At 71.4% G+C, this 17,788-nt stretch carries 16 protein-coding genes and 1 tRNA gene; 11 read left to right on the top strand and 6 right to left on the bottom strand.

Annotation, left to right across the window (positions count from 1 at the left end; genetic code table 11):
• The first annotated feature begins 123 nt into the window (after positions 1-123).
• Positions 124-1,485 (top strand): sensor histidine kinase, encoded by a 1,362-nt coding sequence (locus ACIRFH_RS13665; RefSeq protein WP_403520012.1) that lies wholly within the window; start codon positions 124-126, stop codon positions 1,483-1,485.
• Positions 1,482-2,162, top strand: a complete 681-nt coding sequence (locus ACIRFH_RS13670) for a response regulator transcription factor (RefSeq protein WP_030829297.1) — start codon at positions 1,482-1,484, stop codon at positions 2,160-2,162. The genes ACIRFH_RS13665 and ACIRFH_RS13670 overlap by 4 nt, the downstream gene beginning before the upstream one ends.
• Before the next feature lie 84 nt (positions 2,163-2,246).
• On the opposite strand, the gene ACIRFH_RS13675 is transcribed toward ACIRFH_RS13670, so the two are convergent.
• Positions 2,247-2,924 (bottom strand): DUF461 domain-containing protein, encoded by a 678-nt coding sequence (locus ACIRFH_RS13675; protein WP_403520014.1) that lies wholly within the window; start codon positions 2,922-2,924, stop codon positions 2,247-2,249.
• A 666-nt stretch (positions 2,925-3,590) separates the two neighbouring features.
• On the opposite strand from ACIRFH_RS13675, the gene ACIRFH_RS13680 reads away from it, so the two are divergent.
• From ACIRFH_RS13680 to ACIRFH_RS13705, 6 genes are all read left to right on the top strand, one after another.
• On the top strand, positions 3,591-4,073 hold the full coding sequence (locus ACIRFH_RS13680; RefSeq protein WP_003953493.1) for a CarD family transcriptional regulator: 483 nt from the start codon (positions 3,591-3,593) through the stop codon (positions 4,071-4,073).
• A 307-nt stretch (positions 4,074-4,380) separates the two neighbouring features.
• Entirely contained in the window at positions 4,381-5,157 is a 777-nt protein-coding gene (ispD, locus tag ACIRFH_RS13685; protein ID WP_403520016.1) for a 2-C-methyl-D-erythritol 4-phosphate cytidylyltransferase, read from the top strand.
• On the top strand, positions 5,147-5,650 hold the full coding sequence (gene ispF, locus ACIRFH_RS13690; RefSeq protein WP_403520018.1) for a 2-C-methyl-D-erythritol 2,4-cyclodiphosphate synthase: 504 nt from the start codon (positions 5,147-5,149) through the stop codon (positions 5,648-5,650). Before ispD ends, ispF begins: the two co-directional genes overlap by 11 nt.
• 269 nt (positions 5,651-5,919) lie before the next feature.
• Complete coding sequence (cysS, locus tag ACIRFH_RS13695) at positions 5,920-7,320, top strand: cysteine--tRNA ligase (protein ID WP_403520020.1); 1,401 nt, start codon at positions 5,920-5,922, stop codon at positions 7,318-7,320.
• A 115-nt stretch (positions 7,321-7,435) separates the two neighbouring features.
• Entirely contained in the window at positions 7,436-8,377 is a 942-nt protein-coding gene (rlmB, locus tag ACIRFH_RS13700; RefSeq protein ID WP_403520022.1) for a 23S rRNA (guanosine(2251)-2'-O)-methyltransferase RlmB, read from the top strand.
• Positions 8,378-8,547: 170 nt separating this feature from the next.
• Positions 8,548-10,263, top strand: coding sequence for a DoxX family membrane protein (locus tag ACIRFH_RS13705; RefSeq protein ID WP_403520024.1), 1,716 nt, complete (start codon positions 8,548-8,550; stop codon positions 10,261-10,263).
• Between the two features lie 151 nt (positions 10,264-10,414).
• Here the strand turns inward: ACIRFH_RS13705 and ACIRFH_RS13710 are convergent, their stop codons facing one another.
• The 3 genes from ACIRFH_RS13710 to msiK form a co-directional block, all read right to left on the bottom strand.
• The gene (locus tag ACIRFH_RS13710) at positions 10,415-11,152 is read right to left on the bottom strand and encodes an NDP-sugar synthase (RefSeq protein ID WP_403520026.1); all 738 of its coding nucleotides are present in this window, start codon (positions 11,150-11,152) and stop codon (positions 10,415-10,417) included.
• Between the two features lie 58 nt (positions 11,153-11,210).
• Positions 11,211-11,666 (bottom strand): hypothetical protein, encoded by a 456-nt coding sequence (locus ACIRFH_RS13715; RefSeq protein ID WP_403520168.1) that lies wholly within the window; start codon positions 11,664-11,666, stop codon positions 11,211-11,213.
• 245 nt (positions 11,667-11,911) lie between these two features.
• On the bottom strand, positions 11,912-13,048 hold the full coding sequence (gene msiK, locus ACIRFH_RS13720) for a diacetylchitobiose ABC transporter ATP-binding protein MsiK (RefSeq protein WP_403520028.1): 1,137 nt from the start codon (positions 13,046-13,048) through the stop codon (positions 11,912-11,914).
• A 218-nt stretch (positions 13,049-13,266) separates the two neighbouring features.
• Between msiK and ACIRFH_RS13725 the strand changes: the two genes are divergently transcribed.
• Positions 13,267-13,340, top strand: a tRNA-Thr gene (locus ACIRFH_RS13725).
• 45 nt (positions 13,341-13,385) lie between these two features.
• Here the strand turns inward: ACIRFH_RS13725 and xerC are convergent.
• Positions 13,386-15,059, bottom strand: a complete 1,674-nt coding sequence (gene xerC / locus ACIRFH_RS13730; RefSeq protein WP_403520030.1) for a tyrosine recombinase XerC — start codon at positions 15,057-15,059, stop codon at positions 13,386-13,388.
• Entirely contained in the window at positions 15,056-15,739 is a 684-nt protein-coding gene (locus ACIRFH_RS13735) for a helix-turn-helix domain-containing protein (RefSeq protein ID WP_403520032.1), read from the bottom strand. The genes xerC and ACIRFH_RS13735 overlap by 4 nt, the downstream gene beginning before the upstream one ends.
• Before the next feature lie 96 nt (positions 15,740-15,835).
• Between ACIRFH_RS13735 and ACIRFH_RS13740 the strand changes: the two genes are divergently transcribed.
• A complete protein-coding gene (locus ACIRFH_RS13740) occupies positions 15,836-16,075 on the top strand; it encodes a hypothetical protein (protein WP_223001486.1) in 240 nt (79 codons plus the stop codon).
• A gap of 311 nt (positions 16,076-16,386) precedes the next feature.
• Positions 16,387-17,640, top strand: coding sequence for a DUF3631 domain-containing protein (locus ACIRFH_RS13745; protein ID WP_403520034.1), 1,254 nt, complete (start codon positions 16,387-16,389; stop codon positions 17,638-17,640).
• Positions 17,641-17,788 lie beyond the last annotated feature (148 nt).

Below are 17,788 nucleotides of genomic sequence, written 5' to 3' on the forward strand. Positions count from 1 at the left end.
GCGTCCGTTTCCGGCACCCCGGGTGAACCGTCCCTGGCTCCAAGGTGAACTCTGGGCGACGAGTGTTCGAGGTCGCACCCCGATGGCTGATGCGGGGCCGTCGGCCATGCCTAACCTGGGGGCATGGACGTGAACGCGGCGCTCGCCGCATCGGCAGCGATCGCCGGAGTGCTCACCGGTGTCATCGCCATGCTGGCGTTCCGCTGGAGCGAGCGCGACCAGAAGCGCCCGACCCGTACCTCCCTGCACACCGACCCGGTGCTCCCGCCCGGCGTGGACACCGTCCTGTCGGTGCTGCGCTCCTCCGCCGTCGTCCTGGACGAGGCGGACGGTGTCGTCAAGGCCAGTTCGGCGGCGTACGCCCTCGGCCTGGTCCGGGGCGGCGAGCTCGCCGTCGAGCCGATGCTGCAGATGGCCCGGGACACGCGGCGGGACGGGGAGATACGGCAGGTCGAGCTCGACCTGCCGAGGCGGGGCACCGGGCGCGGTGAGGCGCTCGCCGTCTCCGCGCGCGTCGCGCCCCTCGGATCGCGGCTGGTGCTGCTGCTGGTCGAGGACCTCACCGAGGCCCGCCGCATCGAGGCGGTACGGCGCGACTTCGTCGCCAACGTGAGCCACGAGCTGAAGACCCCGGTCGGCGCGCTCTCCCTGCTCTCCGAGGCCGTCATGGACGCCTCCGACGACCCCGAGGCCGTGGAACGCTTCGCCGGGCGCATGCAGATCGAGGCGACCCGGCTCACCAACCTCGTGCAGGAGCTCATCGACCTGTCCCGGGTCCAGAACGACGATCCGCTGGACGACGCCGAGCCCGTCCGGGTGGACGAACTGGTCGCCGAGGCCATCGACCGCTGTCGGCAGGCGGCGGGTACGAAACAGATCACGATGGCCGCCGGCGGCACCGGGGACCTGTACGTCCGCGGCAACCGCGGCCAGCTCGCCGCCGCTCTCGGCAACCTCGTCGAGAACGCCGTCAACTACTCGCCCGCCCGCACCCGCGTCGGCATAGCGGCCCGGCGCGTCAGCGCTCCCGGCGGCGACCTGATCGAGATCGCCGTGACCGACCAGGGCATCGGCATCTCCGAGAAGGACAAGGAGCGCGTCTTCGAGCGCTTCTACCGCGTCGACCCGGCCCGCTCCCGGGCCACCGGGGGAACCGGACTGGGTCTCGCGATCGTCAAACACGTGGTCGCCTCGCACGGCGGGGAGGTCACGGTGTGGAGTGCCGAGGGCCAGGGCTCCACGTTCACCCTGCGACTGCCGGAGTCGGGCACCGCCCGCGACCGCGCAGCACGACGGACCACCCACGACACCCACGACACCCACGACACCGACCACGCCGACCACATGGACCAGGTGGAGCAGATGGACCTGGGACACGTGGAGCACGGCGAGATCGCCGGCGACGGACGGTCCGCCCCCGTCGGCCCCGCCGCCCCTTCTCCATCCCCGTACGAAACGTTTCCCTCCCCGGAGGTCCTTCCGTGACCCGTGTGCTCGTCGTCGAGGACGAGGAGTCCTTCTCCGACGCCCTGTCCTACATGCTCCGCAAGGAGGGCTTCGAGGTCGCCGTCGCGACCACCGGGCCCGACGGACTCGACGAGTTCGAGCGCAACGGCGCCGACCTCGTCCTCCTCGACCTGATGCTGCCCGGGTTGCCGGGCACCGAGGTGTGCCGTCAGCTGCGCGGCCGCTCGAACGTCCCCGTGATCATGGTGACCGCCAAGGACAGCGAGATCGACAAGGTCGTCGGGCTGGAGATAGGGGCCGACGACTACGTCACCAAGCCCTTCTCCTCCCGCGAGCTGGTCGCCCGCATCCGCGCCGTCCTGCGCCGCCGCGGCGAGCCCGAGGAGGTCGCCCCCGCCGCGCTGGAGGCCGGGCCCGTCCGCATGGACGTCGACCGGCACGTGGTGACCGTCGGCGGCACCAAGGTCGACCTGCCGCTGAAGGAGTTCGACCTGCTGGAGATGCTGCTGCGCAACGCCGGCCGCGTACTGACCCGCATGCAGCTGATCGACCGGGTGTGGGGCGCCGACTACGTCGGCGACACCAAGACCCTCGACGTCCACGTCAAGCGGCTGCGCGCCAAGATCGAGCCCGACCCGGGCGCGCCGCGGTACCTGGTGACGGTGCGCGGGCTCGGCTACAAGTTCGAGCCGTAGCCGGACCGGCCCCGGCCCCGTACGTACGACGAAGGGCGGGACCCCCTCAGGGGGTCCCGCCCTTCGTGCTGCGGTGTACGGGGCTCAGTGGCCGGCCGTCTCCTCCTGCGTGTCGGAGCCGGCCGCGTCGGCCGAGGCACCGCCGGTCGCGGTGGCCGACGCGCCGTCGGCCGGGGCGCCCGAGGACTCGCCGGCGGCCGGCTCCCCGGAGGCCCCCGTGGACGGCTTCGCCGACGCGCTCGGCGTCGCCGGGACGTCGGTCGGACCCCACGAGGAGAAGTAGCTCTCGGCCGGGACGACGAAGGCGCGCAGGTTCACGTCACCGGTCTTGCTGAAGGTGAAGGTGACCTTCTGCGCGTTGCCGTCCTGGACGGCCTCGCGGCCGCTGGGCAGCATCGCGGAGGCGTTGTCCTTGCCGCCCAGGATCAGGGAACCGCCGGCCGGGACGGTCAGGCCCTTGCCGCCCTTGGCGGGCTTCAGCTCGGCGGACTTGCCGGCCACGGTGACGGATTCCAGCGTCTGGTCGGTCGAGCCGCCGTTGAACAGGGTGGCGGAGACCACGGCCGGGCCGGTCGACTTCAGGTCGGGCTGCGTGATGACGAGCGCGTTCTGGACCTTGATGTCACCGACCGAGGCCGCCGCGTTGTCCGGCTTGACCTGCAGGGTCTGGGCGTTGTGACCGGCACCGCACGCGGCGAGCGAGGCGATCGAGAACGCGATGGCGGCGGCGGCGAGGGCACCGCGTCGAAGGCTGCTGCTCACGGCGGCGGCAACTCCTTGGACTCGAACGAGGTGGCGGCAACGGATAAAGCCGCCCTAAGTGACTGTCAGCGGCCTTAGGTTACCGAGCCGTTCCCGGGGCGTCGCACCCGACCCTCCTCGGAGGGGGATCGGCTTAGCCCGGCAGGCGGTAGGGCCGGGGCCGTCGGACCGCGTCAGGACGGGCATCGAGCGCAGGGGCACCAGCAGTCGCATTGGTGCACAGAGTCAACATGCGCCCATCCGCCATTCGGATAAGAAGTGCCGTCATACCGGTGCCCCGCCGCGCGCGAATTTTGCGTGAAGGAATGCGCGGACGGACGCGGAATTGATCACCGGCGGGGCCGGCCGGGGGCACCCGTGATCAATTCCGGATTCGGCCGGAAGCCCGCGCCGGACGTCGAACGGAGTAGCGAAAGTCGCACGCATGGAACCGGACATATGGGGCCTTTCGGGCACTCGAGGGCTCCTCCGGGCGTGTGTGACGTGCATGTTTCGCCCGGCCTGAAGAGCCGCTCCGACCTGCGAATACTTTCTTCCGCTCGTCCCGCGAAGCACGTTCCTGTTGCTGTTGTCAAGCCCCGAGATATGCCCTGACCTGCGAAAACGCCATTCAGAAGACGCCGTATCCGTGTTACCCTGGATAGCCACGGAAGGGGTACCTGTCACATGACGTTCAAGGTTGGCGACACCGTGGTCTATCCCCATCACGGGGCCGCGCTGATCGAGGCTATCGAAACTCGCCAGATCAAAGGCGTGGACAAGACCTACTTGGTGCTGAAGGTCGCCCAGGGTGACCTGACGGTACGTGTGCCAGCGGACAATGCGGAGTTCGTCGGCGTGCGTGATGTGGTCGGTCAGGACGGGCTGGACCGGGTCTTCGAGGTGCTGCGCGCGCCGTACGCCGAGGAGCCCACGAACTGGTCGCGTCGTTACAAGGCAAACCTGGAGAAGCTCGCCTCCGGCGACGTCATCAAGGTCGCGGAAGTCGTACGCGATCTGTGGCGCCGTGAGCGCGAGCGCGGACTCTCCGCAGGTGAGAAGCGCATGCTCGCCAAGGCCCGCCAGATCCTGGTGAGCGAGCTGGCCCTCGCGGAGAACACCAACGAGGACAAGGCGGAGGCCCTGCTCGACGAGGTGCTCGCCTCCTGAGGCGAGACCCGCACGGGATCTGACGCGAGACACGGTCCGCCGACCGCTCGGCTCAGGCCCCTCGGTTCAGCGCATCCATGCCGCGGTGCCCGATGACAACTTCGCTGTCGCCGGGCGCTGCGGCATCTTCGTACCCCGACGCCCTACGCCTTCGTACGCTCATCCCGGGAGGCTTCCCCCGGCTCCGGCGTGCCGGGCCCGGGCCGCGGGCTCGACCAGGGTCACGGAAGGGTCCGGTCAAGGCGTCGCGCCCGGCACGGTGAGGCCATACCCAACTAGGTCGAGCACACAAACCTGACAGGAACCGATGTCTGACGAATCGCGCCCCTCGCCCGCGCAGCCGCCCGCCGAGGCGCGTACGACCGCCCGGACCGCGGCCGTGATCCCGGCCGCCGGCCGCGGTGTACGCCTCGGCCCGGGCGCCCCGAAGGCCCTCCGTGCGCTGGGCGGCACGCCCATGCTCATCCACGCGGTGCGCGCGATGGCCGCCTCCCGCGCGGTCTCCCTGGTCGTCGTCGTGGCCCCGCCCGACGGCGCCGCCGAGGTCAAGAGCCTCCTCGACCTGCACGCCCTGCCGGAGCGGACGGACTTCCTGGTCGTCCCCGGCGGCGAGTCGCGGCAGGAGTCCGTACGGCTCGGCCTGGACGCGCTGCCACCGGAGTACGACACCGTCCTCGTGCACGACGCGGCCCGGCCGCTGGTGCCGGTGGACACGGTGGACGCCGTGATCGAGGCCGTGCGGGAGGGCGCGCCCGCCGTGGTGCCGGCGCTGCCGCTCGCCGACACCGTCAAGCAGGTCGAGCCCGCCGCGGTGCCGGGCGGGCCGGAGCCCGTGGTGGCGACGCCGGACCGGGCGAGGCTGCGGGCGGTGCAGACACCCCAGGGCTTCGACCGGGCCACGCTGGTGCGAGCCCACGAGACGGTGACCGGTGACGTCACCGACGACGCGAGCATGGTCGAGCGGCTGGGGCTGACGGTGGTGGCCGTGCCGGGGCACGAGGAGGCGTTCAAGGTGACGCGGCCCCTCGACCTGGTGCTCGCGGAGGCGGTGCTGGCGCGCAGGAGGCTGAACGATGGGTTCTGAGACGGACGTTCCGATGGTGTTGCCGCAGGTCGGGATCGGTACCGACATCCACGCCTTCGAGGACGGGCGCGAACTGTGGTGCGCCGGGCTGAAGTGGGAGGGCGAGGGGGCCGGGCTGGCCGGGCACTCCGACGCGGACGTCGTCGCGCACGCGGCGTGCAACGCGCTGTTCTCCGCGGCGGCCCTCGGCGACCTGGGGCAGCACTTCGGCACCGGGCGGCCCCAGTGGTCCGGGGCGTCGGGGGTGACGCTGCTGACGGAGGCCGCGCGGATCGTGCGGGCGGCCGGTTTCCGGATCGGGAACGTCGCGGTGCAGGTGGTGGGGGAGCGGCCGAAGGTCGGCAAGCGGCGGGCGGAGGCGGAGAAGGTGCTGTCCGAGGCGGTGGGGGCGCCGGTGTCGGTGTCCGGGGCCACGACGGACGGGCTCGGGTTCCCCGGGCGGGGCGAAGGGCTGATGGCGGTGGCCACGGCGCTGGTGGTCCGGGCGGGGTGACGGCCGACGCCCCGGGGAGCGCGGGGCGGTGTCCGTCCGGGTGAGGTGACGGGCGCCGCCCGTGCCCGGGAGGTGCGGGCTCCGTCCCGCGCCTCGCCAGAGGGCTCCGTCCCCTGGCCCCCCGGCCCGTGCCCACCCACCGGCCGACTCGGTCGGCTGGATGTCGGGCGCCGTCTGCCGACTCGTCCGGTCAAGCGGTGGCCGTCGTCTTCGGGCTCGGTCGGCCAGGTGCGCCCGTGGCACTGCCCGGGGGCCACTACCCTGGACTCGTGACTATTCGCCTGTACGACACCAGCGCCCGGCAGATCCGTGACTTCGCCCCCCTCACGCCCGGGTGTGTCTCGATCTACCTGTGTGGTGCCACCGTGCAGGCCGCCCCGCACATCGGGCACATCCGCTCCGGACTGAACTTCGACATCATGCGCCGCTGGTTCGCGTACCGCGGCTACGACGTCACGTTCATCCGCAACGTCACCGACATCGACGACAAGATCATCAGGAAGGCGGCGGAGCAGAACCGCCCCTGGTGGTCCATCGGGTACGAGAACGAGCGGGCGTTCAACGACGCCTACGACGCCCTCGGCTGCCTGCCGCCGACGTACGAGCCGCGCGCCACCGGCCACGTCACCGAGATGGTCGAGATGATGCGCGGCCTCATCGAGCGCGGCCACGCCTACGAGTCCGAGGGCAACGTCTACTTCGACGTACGGTCCCTGCCCGGGTACCTGTCCCTGTCCAACCAGGACCTGGACGACCTGCGCCAGCCCGAGGGCGAGGGCGAGACCGGCAAGCGGGACCCGCGGGACTTCGCCATGTGGAAGGCGGCCAAGCCCGGGGAGCCGAGCTGGGAGACGCCGTGGGGACGCGGGCGGCCGGGCTGGCACCTGGAGTGCTCCGCCATGGCGCACAAGTACCTGGGCACCGAGTTCGACATCCACGGCGGCGGGATCGACCTGATCTTCCCGCACCACGAGAACGAGATCGCGCAGGCCGAGGGATTCGGCGACGCCTTCGCCCGGTACTGGGTGCACAACGCCTGGGTCACCATGAGCGGCGAGAAGATGTCGAAGTCGCTCGGCAACAGCGTGCTCGTGAGCGAGATGGTCAGGCAGTGGCGTCCGGTCGTGCTCCGGTACTACCTGGGCACGCCGCACTACCGCTCCACCATCGAGTACAGCGAGGAGTCCCTGCGCGAGGCCGAGTCGGCGTACGCGCGGATCGAGGGCTTCGTGCAGCGCGTCACCGAACTGGCCGGCGGGACGGTCGAGCCCGCCGCCGAGGTGCCCCTCGCCTTCGCCGAGGCGATGGACGACGACCTGGGCGTCCCGCAGGCCCTCGCCGTCGTGCACACCACCGTCCGGCAGGGCAACAGCGCGCTGGCCGCCGACGACAAGGAGGCCGCCGTCGCCCGTCTCGCCGAGGTCCGTGCGATGCTCGGGGTGCTCGGTCTCGACCCGCAGGCGCCGCACTGGGCCGGCGAGGCCGAGAAGGGCGAGGACCTGCACGACGTCGTCGACAGCCTCGTACGCCTCGTCCTCGACCAGCGGGAAGCCGCCCGGGCGCGGAAGGACTGGTCCACCGCGGACGCCATCCGCGACCGGCTGAAGGAGTCGGGGCTGGTCATCGAGGACAGCCCGCAGGGGCCCCGTTGGAGCCTCGGCTCCCGCTGAACCCCTCGGTCCGGGAGATCGACTGTGCCGCCCGGCCTCCCGGGCGGCACACTGCATAAGACGCAAGCACCACGCACACCCTCGTGAAGACGCAGAGAGCGGAGACAGGTAACTCATGGCCGCGAACAACCGCCGCATGTCCGGCAAGAAGGGCGCGCAGGTCGGCAGCGGCGGCAAGCGACGCCGGGGCCTGGAAGGCAAGGGGCCGACGCCTCCCGCCGAGATGCGCAAGGGGCACGCCAAGCAGCGCGCCGCCAACGCGAAGGCCCGCCGCGCCACGGGGCGCCCGCAGCAGCGACGCGGGGGCGGCCGGTCGACGTCCGAACTCGTCGTCGGCCGCAACCCCGTCTACGAGGCGCTGCGTGAGGGCGTGCCCGCCACGACACTCTACGTCCAGCAGTTCATCGACAACGACGAGCGGGTGCGCGAGGCGCTCCAGCTCGCGGCCGAGCGCGGCGGCATCAACCTCATGGAGGCGCCGCGCCCGGAGCTCGACCGGATGACCAACGGGCTCAACCACCAGGGGCTCGTCCTCCAGGTCCCGCCGTACGAGTACGCCCACCCCGAGGACCTGGTCGCCGCCGCCCACGACGAGGGCGCGGACCCGCTGATCGTCGCCCTCGACGGCGTGACCGACCCGCGCAACCTCGGTGCGGTCGTCCGCTCCGTCTCCGCCTTCGGCGGCCACGGCGTCGTCGTGCCCGAGCGGCGCGCGGCCGGCATGACGGCGGGCGCCTGGAAGACGTCCGCCGGTACCGCCGCCCGGACGCCGGTGGCCCGTGCCACCAACCTCACGCGCGCGCTGGAGTCGTACCAGAAGGCCGGACTCGTCGTCGTGGGCCTCGCCGCCGACGGCGAGGCCGAGCTCGGTGACCTGGAGGCCCTGGACGGGCCCGTGGTCATCGTGGTCGGCAGCGAGGGCAAGGGCCTGTCGCGCCTGGTCGGCGAGACCTGCGACTTCCGGGTGCGGATCCCGATGCCCGGCGGCGCGGAGTCGCTCAACGCCGGTGTCGCGGCGGGGATCGTGCTGTACGAGGCGGCGCGCAGGCGCGCCTGACGGCGGTCGGGCGCACGGGGCCGCGCTCCACGAGGCGACCGCCCACGGGGGACCGAGTGTTCGGTTCGGTCCCCCGAACGGGGTGTTCCGGACGGTCCGGGCGAGCTTGACGCGGTCCGGACAGATCCGGCGGGTCAAGGCAGTGTCCTAACGACACGTCACTCGGTTAGATGAGCGTGGACACCAGAACACCCCGCACGCCCACGGGGGACAGCTCGTCGGGGTACGACGACGCTCCCGCGCTGAGCATGGTGAAGGTGCCGAGCGATCCGGCCCAGGTCATCGTCAACCACGCGAGTTTCCGGGTGCAGCTCGGTGCCTCCGCGCGGCGGACCCGGTCCCTGCGGATCGCGCGGCACTTGAGCGCCACCCAGGACACCGCCGGTATGCCGGCCGCCGGCACCACGGTCCCCGCGCCCGCCCGGCGCCGTCCCGTCGTCTGGAGCGGCCGGTCCGACCCGGACGACACCGGCGCCCACCGGCTGCTCCAGGCGGTGCGGGCCGGAGCGGGCCGGCACGCCGAGGACCCGCTCGCCGACACCTCCGCCGATGCCGGCGCCACCCAGGTCATCCCCCGCGTCGGCGAGGGCGGCCGCCCCGGCTACGACCCGTACGACGACTTCGGCGACGGCCCCGACACCCAGCCCCTCGAGACCCCCCTCGTCGGCGGCCGGCGCGGCACCGGCCGCGAGGGCTCCCGGCTGCTGCCCGCGATGCGCACCGTCGGCAGCGCCTACGACGAACCCGCCTACGCGACCGACGACTTCGGCCCGGACCCCGCCGACCACGACACCGGCACCGGCACGGGACCACGCGTCCGACGCCACGCCGACGACCCGGCACGGCACGCCTACTATCCCGGACGCCGCATCAATCTCGGCGTCGTGCTGCTGCCGCTGCGCGTCTTCCTCGGCTTCATCTCCGTCTACGCCGGCATGGGCAAGCTCTGCGACCCCGTCTACTTCGACGGCGGCGAACGCGGCTCCATGGTCAAGTGGCTCCACACCCTGCACCCCTGGGACGTCGCCGAACCGCTGCGCCAGTTCGCCCTCGCGCACCCCGTCGGCTCCGGCCTGGTCATCGCCTTCCTCCAGGTCATCGTGGGCGTCCTGACCGTCCTGGGCTGCTGGCAGCGCGTCGCCGCCGCCATCGGCGCGTTCCTGTCCGCCGCGCTGCTGGTCACCGTCAGCTGGAAGAGCACGCCGGCTTATGACGCGCCCGACATCATCTACCTCGCCGCCTGGTCCCCGCTGATCATCGCCGGCGCCCCCGTCTACTCCGTCGACGGCCGCCTCACCGCCGGTGCCTGGCGCCGCCTCGGCCCCCGCGCCGACATCTGGGACCTGCGCCGCTACGTGCTGCGCCGCGGCGCTCTCGTCACCTTCCTCGTCACCGGCGTCACCCTCCTCGTCGGCTCGCTGCTCGGCGGCGCCGTACGGGACGCCGACCGCGTGGTCGTCCCCGGACCCGGCGAGGGCCCGCGCAACGAACTCCCCGGCTCCCCGCTCCCCCAGGAGCCCGGTGAGCGGAAGCGGAGGACGCCGGAGGCCTCCTCCTCCGCGCCCGCCGAGGGCACCGCCACGTCCGGCGCGACCACTCCCGCCGAGGGCGACGAGACCACCCCCGGAGCGACCGGCGACAGCGGCAGCACTCCCGGCGGCGCCCCCAGCCAGACCCAGGGCACCACGGGCCAGGCCCCGCCGCGGCGGACCTCCCCGGTCGGCCAGGTCCCGAGCACCAGCGCCGGTCCGACCTCCGGCGGTACCGCCACCGGGGGCAGCGACGACGGCTCCACCGGTTCCACCGGCAGCGGGGACGGCGACGGCGGCTCCTCCTCTTCCACGGGGCAGCCGGGCAGCCGCCTGGTGGGCGGCCTCCTGGGCTAGGCCGTCCTGACCCGGTGCCGCACCGGGACACCGGCACAGGGCGCGTACGACGACGGGTCCCGCACGGACGACGTGCGGGACCCGTCGACGTAGGGGATCAGCGGCTCAGCGTGTCCGGCTCCCGGGCCGCCTCCGTGGCCCGTCGGGACGTTCAGCGGCCGGCCAGGGCCGCCAGTTCGCGGGCCGCCTCCGTCAGGTCCTTCGCGGTGTCGATCGCCCGCCAGTAGGAGCCCTGCGGGATCGGGAAACCGGCCAGCCGGTGCTCGCGGGCCAGCCGCGGGAACGTCGTCCGCTCGTGGTCGCCGCGCTCCGGGAGCAGCTCGGCGAAGGCGGGCGAGAAGACGTAGACGCCCGCGTTGATCTCGAAGGTCGACGGGGGCGCCTCGATGAAGTCCGTGATGTGCCCGAAGCCGTCCGTCTGCACGGCGCCCCAGGGCAGCCGCGGGCGGGCCAGGGCGAGGGTCGCGACGGCGTCCCGCTCGGCGTGGAAGTCGGCCATGTCGCGCAGTGAGAAACGCGTCCAGATGTCGCCGTTCGTGGCGTACCAGGGCCGGTCCGGGTGGGGGAGGTGCGCGGCGGCGTACTTCAGGCCGCCGCCGCGGCCGAGGGGCTCGGGCTCCACCACGGTGGTGACGGACAGCGGCAGGTCGGCGTTCTCCAGCCACTTCTGGAGCACTTCGGCGAGGTGGCCGCAGGAGACCACCACGTCGGTCACGCCCTCCTCGGCGAGCCAGGCGAGCTGATGGCCGATGATCGGGGTTCCGGTGCCCGGGATCTCGACCATCGGCTTGGGCCGGTCGTCGGTGTACGGACGCAGGCGGGATCCCTGCCCGCCGGCCAGGACGACGGCTTGAACGGGGCGGCGGGACGCGGCGTTCGGATCGGTCATGACCCGAACTGTACGTGGCGCCCCGCCGGCCCCGCGGGGGTGCTCGGCCGCAGGGGGCTCAGCGGTGCGCGGCCAGCACGCCCGAGGCGAAGGAGGTGTCGCAGACGGGGCGGGCGTACGACTGGGCGCGCGTCGGGCCGTAGACCTTGACCGCCGCGCGGCCTAGGGAGCGGGCGATGGACGCGCAGTGCCTGGCCAGTGACGGGCGGTCGTCGACGGCCCGCTGGAGGTCGGTGAGGGCGACGCCCGGGTCCTCCTCCTGGAGCTCGGTCAGCAGCCGGTCGCGCAGCACCTCGTGCGGGGCGCGTGCCCCGGCGCGCGTGGAGGCCCCGGCGGCGGAGGCGTCCGACGCGGTGAGCACCGAGTTCGAGGGGTCCCCCGACCAGTTGACCCGGGTGACCGCGAGGGTCCCGGAGAGCACCAGGACGACGGGCAGGACGAAGGCGAGGGAGCGGCCGATCCGGCGGGCGGGGCCCCGGCCGCTACGCGTCTGCTGGGTGGCGGAGTGCTTCACGGAGTGCTTCACGCGAGTGAGGGTAGCGCCAGGTGATGATTTGGCGACATTTAGTCACCGGTTCGGGGGATAGGGAAGGCCCGGAAAATGGGTAACGGGTTGACGCACACCGCTCGAAACGTCCGGTGTGCCGGGGTATTTGTCGACAACGGGAAGGGCCCCGCAGCAGGCTGCGGGGCCCTTCCCGTCGATGCGGGGGGAATTCACCCGTGCCGGGGACGCCCGTCCCCGGCACGCACCGGGCGTCAGTCGGAGAGACGCGCGCCCGAGGAGGACGAGAACACGTGGAGCTCGCCCGGCCGCGGCACGACGTGCACGGTCGCGCCCTTCTCCGGCACCGCGCGGCTGCTGACGCGGACCACCAGGTCCTTCGTCTCGCCGCCGACCTCGACCGTGCCGTAGATGTAGCCGTCGGCGCCGGTCTCCTCGACGACGTTGACCGAGACCGCGAGACCGGCCGGGGCGTCGGCGGAGTCCTTGGACAGGGACGCCGCGGCGCCGCCGTTCAGCTCCACCACGTCGAAGTGCTCGGGGCGGACGCCGACGGTGACCGTGCGGTCGCCCTTGTCGGACGCGGCCTTCAGGGCGTCCCGGCCGACCGGGACGACGCTGTTGCCGAACTTCACACCGCCGTCGGTGATCGGCACCTCGACCAGGTTCATGGCCGGGGAGCCGATGAAGCCGGCGACGAAGAGGTTCGCGGGCTTGTCGTACATGTTGCGGGGCGAGTCGACCTGCTGGAGCAGACCGTCCTTCAGCACGGCCACCCGGTCGCCCATCGTCATGGCCTCGACCTGGTCGTGGGTGACGTAGACGGTGGTGATGCCCAGGCGGCGCTGGAGCGAGGCGATCTGGGTGCGGGTGGAGACACGGAGCTTGGCGTCCAGGTTGGACAGCGGCTCGTCCATGAGGAACACCTGCGGCTCACGCACGATCGCGCGGCCCATCGCGACACGCTGGCGCTGACCACCGGAGAGCGCCTTCGGCTTGCGGTCCAGGTACTCGGTCAGGTCGAGGATCTTCGCGGCCTCCTCGACCTTCTGCCGGATCTCCGCCTTGTTGACGCCGGCGATCTTGAGGGCGAAGCCCATGTTGTCGGCGACCGTCATGTGCGGGTACAGCGCGTAGTTCTGGAACACCATGGCGATGTCCCGGTCCTTCGGCGGCAGGTGGGTGACGTCGCGGTCGCCGATGCGGATGGCGCCGCCGTTGACGTCCTCGAGCCCCGCGAGCATGCGGAGCGAGGTGGACTTGCCGCAACCGGACGGGCCGACCAGGACGAGGAACTCGCCGTCCGCGATGTCGATGTCGAGACCGTCGACGGCGGGCTTGTCGGAACCCGGGTAAACGCGGGTCGCCTTGTCGAACTGGACTGTGGCCATGGTGATGGGCCCCCTTCTACCGGCAGGAACGTGCCGGACGATCCGTTGTAGGAAGGTGGTGATGTGGTCCACACGAGTGAACTGGATCAGGACGGTACCCGGCGTTCACCTGATCTGTCAGTACCTGTGGGCCTGTGAACTTCGGCGAAATTTTCGCACCTCACCGTTCACCGACTCTGTGTACAGTGGAGCAGCCTCCGCGCGCACCGCCGCGCGACGCCTCCTTAGCTCAGCTGGTCAGAGCGCCGCTCTTGTAAAGCGAAGGTCGTCGGTTCGAATCCGACAGGGGGCTCTTCTAACACCGCGCTGACCTCGGGTTTCTCCCCAGGGAGGCGCTTTACTCGGCCTCGGACTCCTCGTCCGGGGCCGATTGCGTGAGCGGTGCGTGAGCGGATGCGTCATCAATGCCCGACTGGGCTGCGGATTCCCCGGCATCCGCCGGCATCTCCTCGGCGCCTGACTCCACGCCGTCAGGCGCCTCTCGCTCGGCTTCCGCCCCCTCGGCATCACCCGTTCGGCGTGCGCGCGGGACAAGGCGGGCGGCGGCCTCTGCGATCGCGCGGTCGGCTTCCGGGAGCAGGCTCGTGTACGTGTCCGCTGTGATGGCGATCGAGGAGTGGCCGAGCATCTCCTGGATGTCCTTCAGGTCGGCACCAGCCGCGTGGGCGAGCGTCGCCGCGCCGTGGCGGAGGTCGTGGAGCCGGATCGGCGGGAGGCCGATCTCCTCGTACAGCTCGATGAAGCGTCGGGTGACGTTGGCGGGGTGGAGCATCTCGCCGTTCTCCTTGGTGAACACACGGGCGGTCTCCACCCAGGCGCTGCCCCATTCCTCTCGGTCCTTGTCCTGCTGGACGCGGTGCTGCTTGAGGGCCTGGACCGTGTCGGAGTCGAGCGCGATGGTGCGGGCGCCGGCGTCGGTCTTGGGATCGTCCTCGTACACCTCCCAGCCGCTGACGACGAGCTGCTTGGCCACGGTGATACGGCTCTCATGGAGGTGAGTGTCGGTCCACCTCTGCCCGCACGCCTCGCCACGCCGCAGCCCACGGAAGGCGACCAGGTGCCACAGCGCGTACAGGCGGTCCTCCGCGACGTGGTCGAGGAAGAGGCCGGTGTGCTCCGGCGTCCACACCATCACGGGTGATGGCTTCTCGCCGGTGCGCTTCCAGTGGAGAATGCGCTCCTCGGTCCACACCAGCGCCTTGGGGCGCTTGCCCGCCTCCATCGGGACGTGCGCCGCCGGGTTGAAGGTGATGAGCTGCTGGGCGATCGCGGTGTTCAGCGCGGCCCGCAGAGTGGAGCGGATGCGCTGACGCGTGGCCGGAGTGACCATGCGGCGGAAAGGATCCATCTCGGCGATGGCGGCCTTCAGCACCTTGCGGCGGGCGCGGTGCTCGCGCCCCTTCCAGGGGATCTCGGCAAGGTCCTCGATTGCCCTGCGGCGGGCGGCGTTGGCCTCCTCGATCTCGACGTTCGCCTCTGCGATGGCCTCGAACATCTCCGACAGGTGGCTGACGCGCAGGCGGTCGAGCCGGATGTGCCCGATCCGCGGTTTGAGATGGACGCGGATGTTGCTCTCATCTCGGCTGATGGCGCTCGGCCGTCCCTTCTTGGCAGCCAGCCACATGTCCAGCCACTCGCCGACGGTGAGTCGGCTGGTCAGATCCAGGCCGTGGCTGAGGCGCCGCCGCGTCTCCTCGACGTTCGGGAGCGGGGCCTTCTCGTCAGCCACCTTCTCCAGTAGCTCGGCGATATGCGCCAGCCCTTCGGGATCGTCGGATTCGGCGAGCCCGAGGAGGGCACGGACGTGGTCGAGGTCGGCCTGGGCGGCTTTGAGGGAGTCGTAGCCGGCGCGGCTGAATGAGCGGCGGGTGCCGTCCTCGCGGGACGGTAGCTCCTGGCGTATGGAGTACGAGCCGTGCTTGCGGCTGGAGAGCTTGGGGCAGTTCTTGCCGAGCGGCTTGCCGGTCTCGGGGTCGCGGCAGTAGCAGCGGCGGTGGGTGGAGCCCTTCAAAGGCGTTCCTCCGAGGTGTCGGTATCGGGTTCGGGCAGGTCTACGTCGCCGAGTGCGGGCGGTAGCGGGGGTGGGGTGGCCCCCTCGTCGCGGAGGTCGCGGCGGAGGTAGCGGAGCCTGTACTTGGCCGAGACGGCCTGGTCGGCGTACTTGCTCCGCCTGCGCTCGGCTTCCTCCTTCTCGGCGCGGCTGGTGGCCGTCTTGGCTGCGAACCGGGCGCGTTCTTCCTCTTCGAGTGCGGCGATAGCGGTGCGGACGAGACTGGCGTGAAGCTCGAAGTCAGGGACCAGGCCCGCGTCGTGGCCGGGCACCTCCTCCTCACCGGTGAAGCGGCGCAGGGCGTCCCAGGTGGGCACGAGGTGCTGGAAGGGGAGTTCCTGGGCCTGCTCGACGTAGCCGACCGGGAAGATCAGGCAGACCGGGTACGTCTCCAGGGCGGCGGCCAGGACCATGACGTCCACGAGGGGGAGGACCGCCCGGCGCCCGGACTCCATGTTGGCGATCACGTTGCGCGGGATGGGATGGCCGAGCTGCTCGCACCGGTCTGCCAGTTCCTGTGCGCTCCACCCCATCTCCTTCCTTCTGCGTCGGACTTCTCCGGCCACGTTGGCCTTGATCCGGTCCGCCCACTCGGGGACGTCGTCCTCGTCGCTTCCATCATCGAAACCGGGTTGTGTCATAGAGACACATTAGCTTGGCCATCCTGGTTTATAGACGCCTGGAGCCGGACGTGATGACCGCGTTCGCCGAGGGCTGCATGGAAAGGGGCGCACTGTATGCGCGACGACGCGATGACCGAAGACTCGAAGGGCTTGAAGGGGATGAGTCGGGAAGAGGTGCTCGCCCTTCCCGTGGCGGTTGACCTGGACACGAGCAATCGAGCGCTGGGGCTCGGCCGGAGCAAGGGGTATGAGCTGGCGAAGCGGGGCGCCTACCCGTGCAAGGTGCTGCGCCTGGGCAACGCCTACCGGGTGGTGACCGCCGACCTGTGGGAGCTGCTGGGTCTGGCGGCGTGAAGGGGCGGGAACATAGCAGACGGTTCTGCGCTGAGCTGACACAGAAATGCTGGACTGTTGCCCAGGGCGGACGTACTGTCCGTGTTCCCTCGGGGAACCGAGCGAGTGTCCCGACTCGGGACAAAGCCCCTGTTCCGACTCGGGACAGAGCCCTTGTTCCGACTCGGAACGCAGCGCGTGTTCCGTCTCGGAACGCAGCGGGCCTCCGGCGAGGCAACGCCGGAGGCCCGGGAATCCCCGTCGCCCGCATCCAACGAACGATCCGCGCCGCTGGGCCTGCATGCCCGGAGCCGCAGAAGAGGAGCCGCCCAGTGCAACCTGAGAACCCCGCGCCCTATTCCACCCCCGTACCCCCTGTCGCCGCTTGGCCGCCGGTCGCAGTGCCGGGCAAGTCCGGCCAGGGCGAATCCGAGCCCGCCGCGCCGGCCGAGGCTCCGCTGCCGGATCCGGAGCCGACCGCTGGGTCGATGCTGCTGGATGAACTGCGTGGGCAGATAGCGAAGTTCGTGATTCTGCCGTCGCCGGAGGCGCTGGATGCGGTGACGTTGTGGGTGGCGGCGACGCATCTGCAGCCCGCCTGGCAGCATGCGCCGCGGCTGGCGGTGGTGGGGCCGGCGAAGCGGTGCGGTAAGTCGCGGCTGCTGGATGTGCTGACCGAGACGGTCCACGAGCCGATGCTCACCATCAACACCACACCGGCTGCGGTCTTCCGGTCGATCACCGAGGAACCGCCCACGCTCCTGGTGGACGAGGCGGACACCATCTTCGGCACGCCGAAGCAGGCGGAGAAGAACGAGGAGATGCGCGGCCTGCTCAACGCCGGCCATCAGCGCAACCGCTACGTCACCCGTGTGGTCGGCAACGACCACACCCCGCACCGGTTCGCTACCTTCGCCATGGCGGCGCTGGCGGGGATCGGTGACCTGCCCGACACGATCATGGACCGGGCTGTGGTGGTCCGTATGCGCCGCCGGGCGGACGGGGAGCGCGTCAAGCCCTTCCGCTCCCGACGCGACATCCCGGCTCTGCACGACCTGCGCGACCGGGTCGCTGCATGGGCGAGGCCGCTGCTGGATGAGGCGGCGGATCTGGAGCCGGAGATGCCGGTGGAGGACCGGGCCGCGGACACCTGGGAGCCGTTGGTCATCATCGCGGACCTGGCTGCCGGATCCTGGCCCCGGCGCGCCCGCGAGGCGTGTGCACGGATGGTCGCCGCCGAGGTCGAGGCGGAGGAGGACCGGTCCGGCGGGGCCCGGATCCTCGCGGACATCCGCAGGGTGTTCGTGGCACAGCGCGAGCCCGACAGCCTCACCACGGACGAGCTGCTCCACCAGCTCCGCCTGGATGCCGAGAGCCCGTGGGCGGAGTGGGGACGCAACGGGCTGAACGCCAAGGACCTGGCAGCGATGCTCCGGGAGTTCGGCATCAGGCCCGGCAATGTCCGCCTCGCCGACGGAACCCAGCGCAAGGGCTACATGCGCAACAAGTTCCTCGACGCCTGGCGGCGCTACTGCCCCACCGTTCACTCGGTGAACGCCGAGCCTGCCGCCCCCGCTACAGGCTGAGCCCCGCACCCCCCGGGTGGCCGTCCCTGCCGTCCCTGCCGTGATCTCGCAGGTCAAACGGCACGCAGGCAAGACGGCAACCGGGGACAAGACGGCAGCACGATCATGGCGATCGCTGCTGCCGTGAGACGCCGCCCGGATCCGTCTT

The organism is Streptomyces sp. NPDC093586, from assembly GCF_044764905.1.
In the GTDB taxonomy this organism is placed as follows: Bacteria; Actinomycetota; Actinomycetes; order Streptomycetales; family Streptomycetaceae; genus Streptomyces.

What these genes read in the sequence shown, in the direction of transcription:
- ACIRFH_RS13665 (WP_403520012.1), top strand. Translation starts at nt 124, where the DNA reads ATGGACGTGAACGCGGCGCTCGCCGCATCGGCAGCGATCGCCGGAGTG.
- ACIRFH_RS13680 (WP_003953493.1), top strand. Translation starts at nt 3,591, where the DNA reads ATGACGTTCAAGGTTGGCGACACCGTGGTCTATCCCCATCACGGGGCC.
- ispD (WP_403520016.1), top strand. Translation starts at nt 4,381, where the DNA reads ATGTCTGACGAATCGCGCCCCTCGCCCGCGCAGCCGCCCGCCGAGGCG.
- ispF (WP_403520018.1), top strand. Translation starts at nt 5,147, where the DNA reads ATGGGTTCTGAGACGGACGTTCCGATGGTGTTGCCGCAGGTCGGGATC.
- rlmB (WP_403520022.1), top strand. Translation starts at nt 7,436, where the DNA reads ATGGCCGCGAACAACCGCCGCATGTCCGGCAAGAAGGGCGCGCAGGTC.
- ACIRFH_RS13705 (WP_403520024.1), top strand. Translation starts at nt 8,548, where the DNA reads ATGAGCGTGGACACCAGAACACCCCGCACGCCCACGGGGGACAGCTCG.
- ACIRFH_RS13710 (WP_403520026.1), bottom strand. Translation starts at nt 11,152, where the DNA reads ATGACCGATCCGAACGCCGCGTCCCGCCGCCCCGTTCAAGCCGTCGTC.
- msiK (WP_403520028.1), bottom strand. Translation starts at nt 13,048, where the DNA reads ATGGCCACAGTCCAGTTCGACAAGGCGACCCGCGTTTACCCGGGTTCC.
- ACIRFH_RS13735 (WP_403520032.1), bottom strand. Translation starts at nt 15,739, where the DNA reads ATGACACAACCCGGTTTCGATGATGGAAGCGACGAGGACGACGTCCCC.
- ACIRFH_RS13740 (WP_223001486.1), top strand. Translation starts at nt 15,836, where the DNA reads ATGCGCGACGACGCGATGACCGAAGACTCGAAGGGCTTGAAGGGGATG.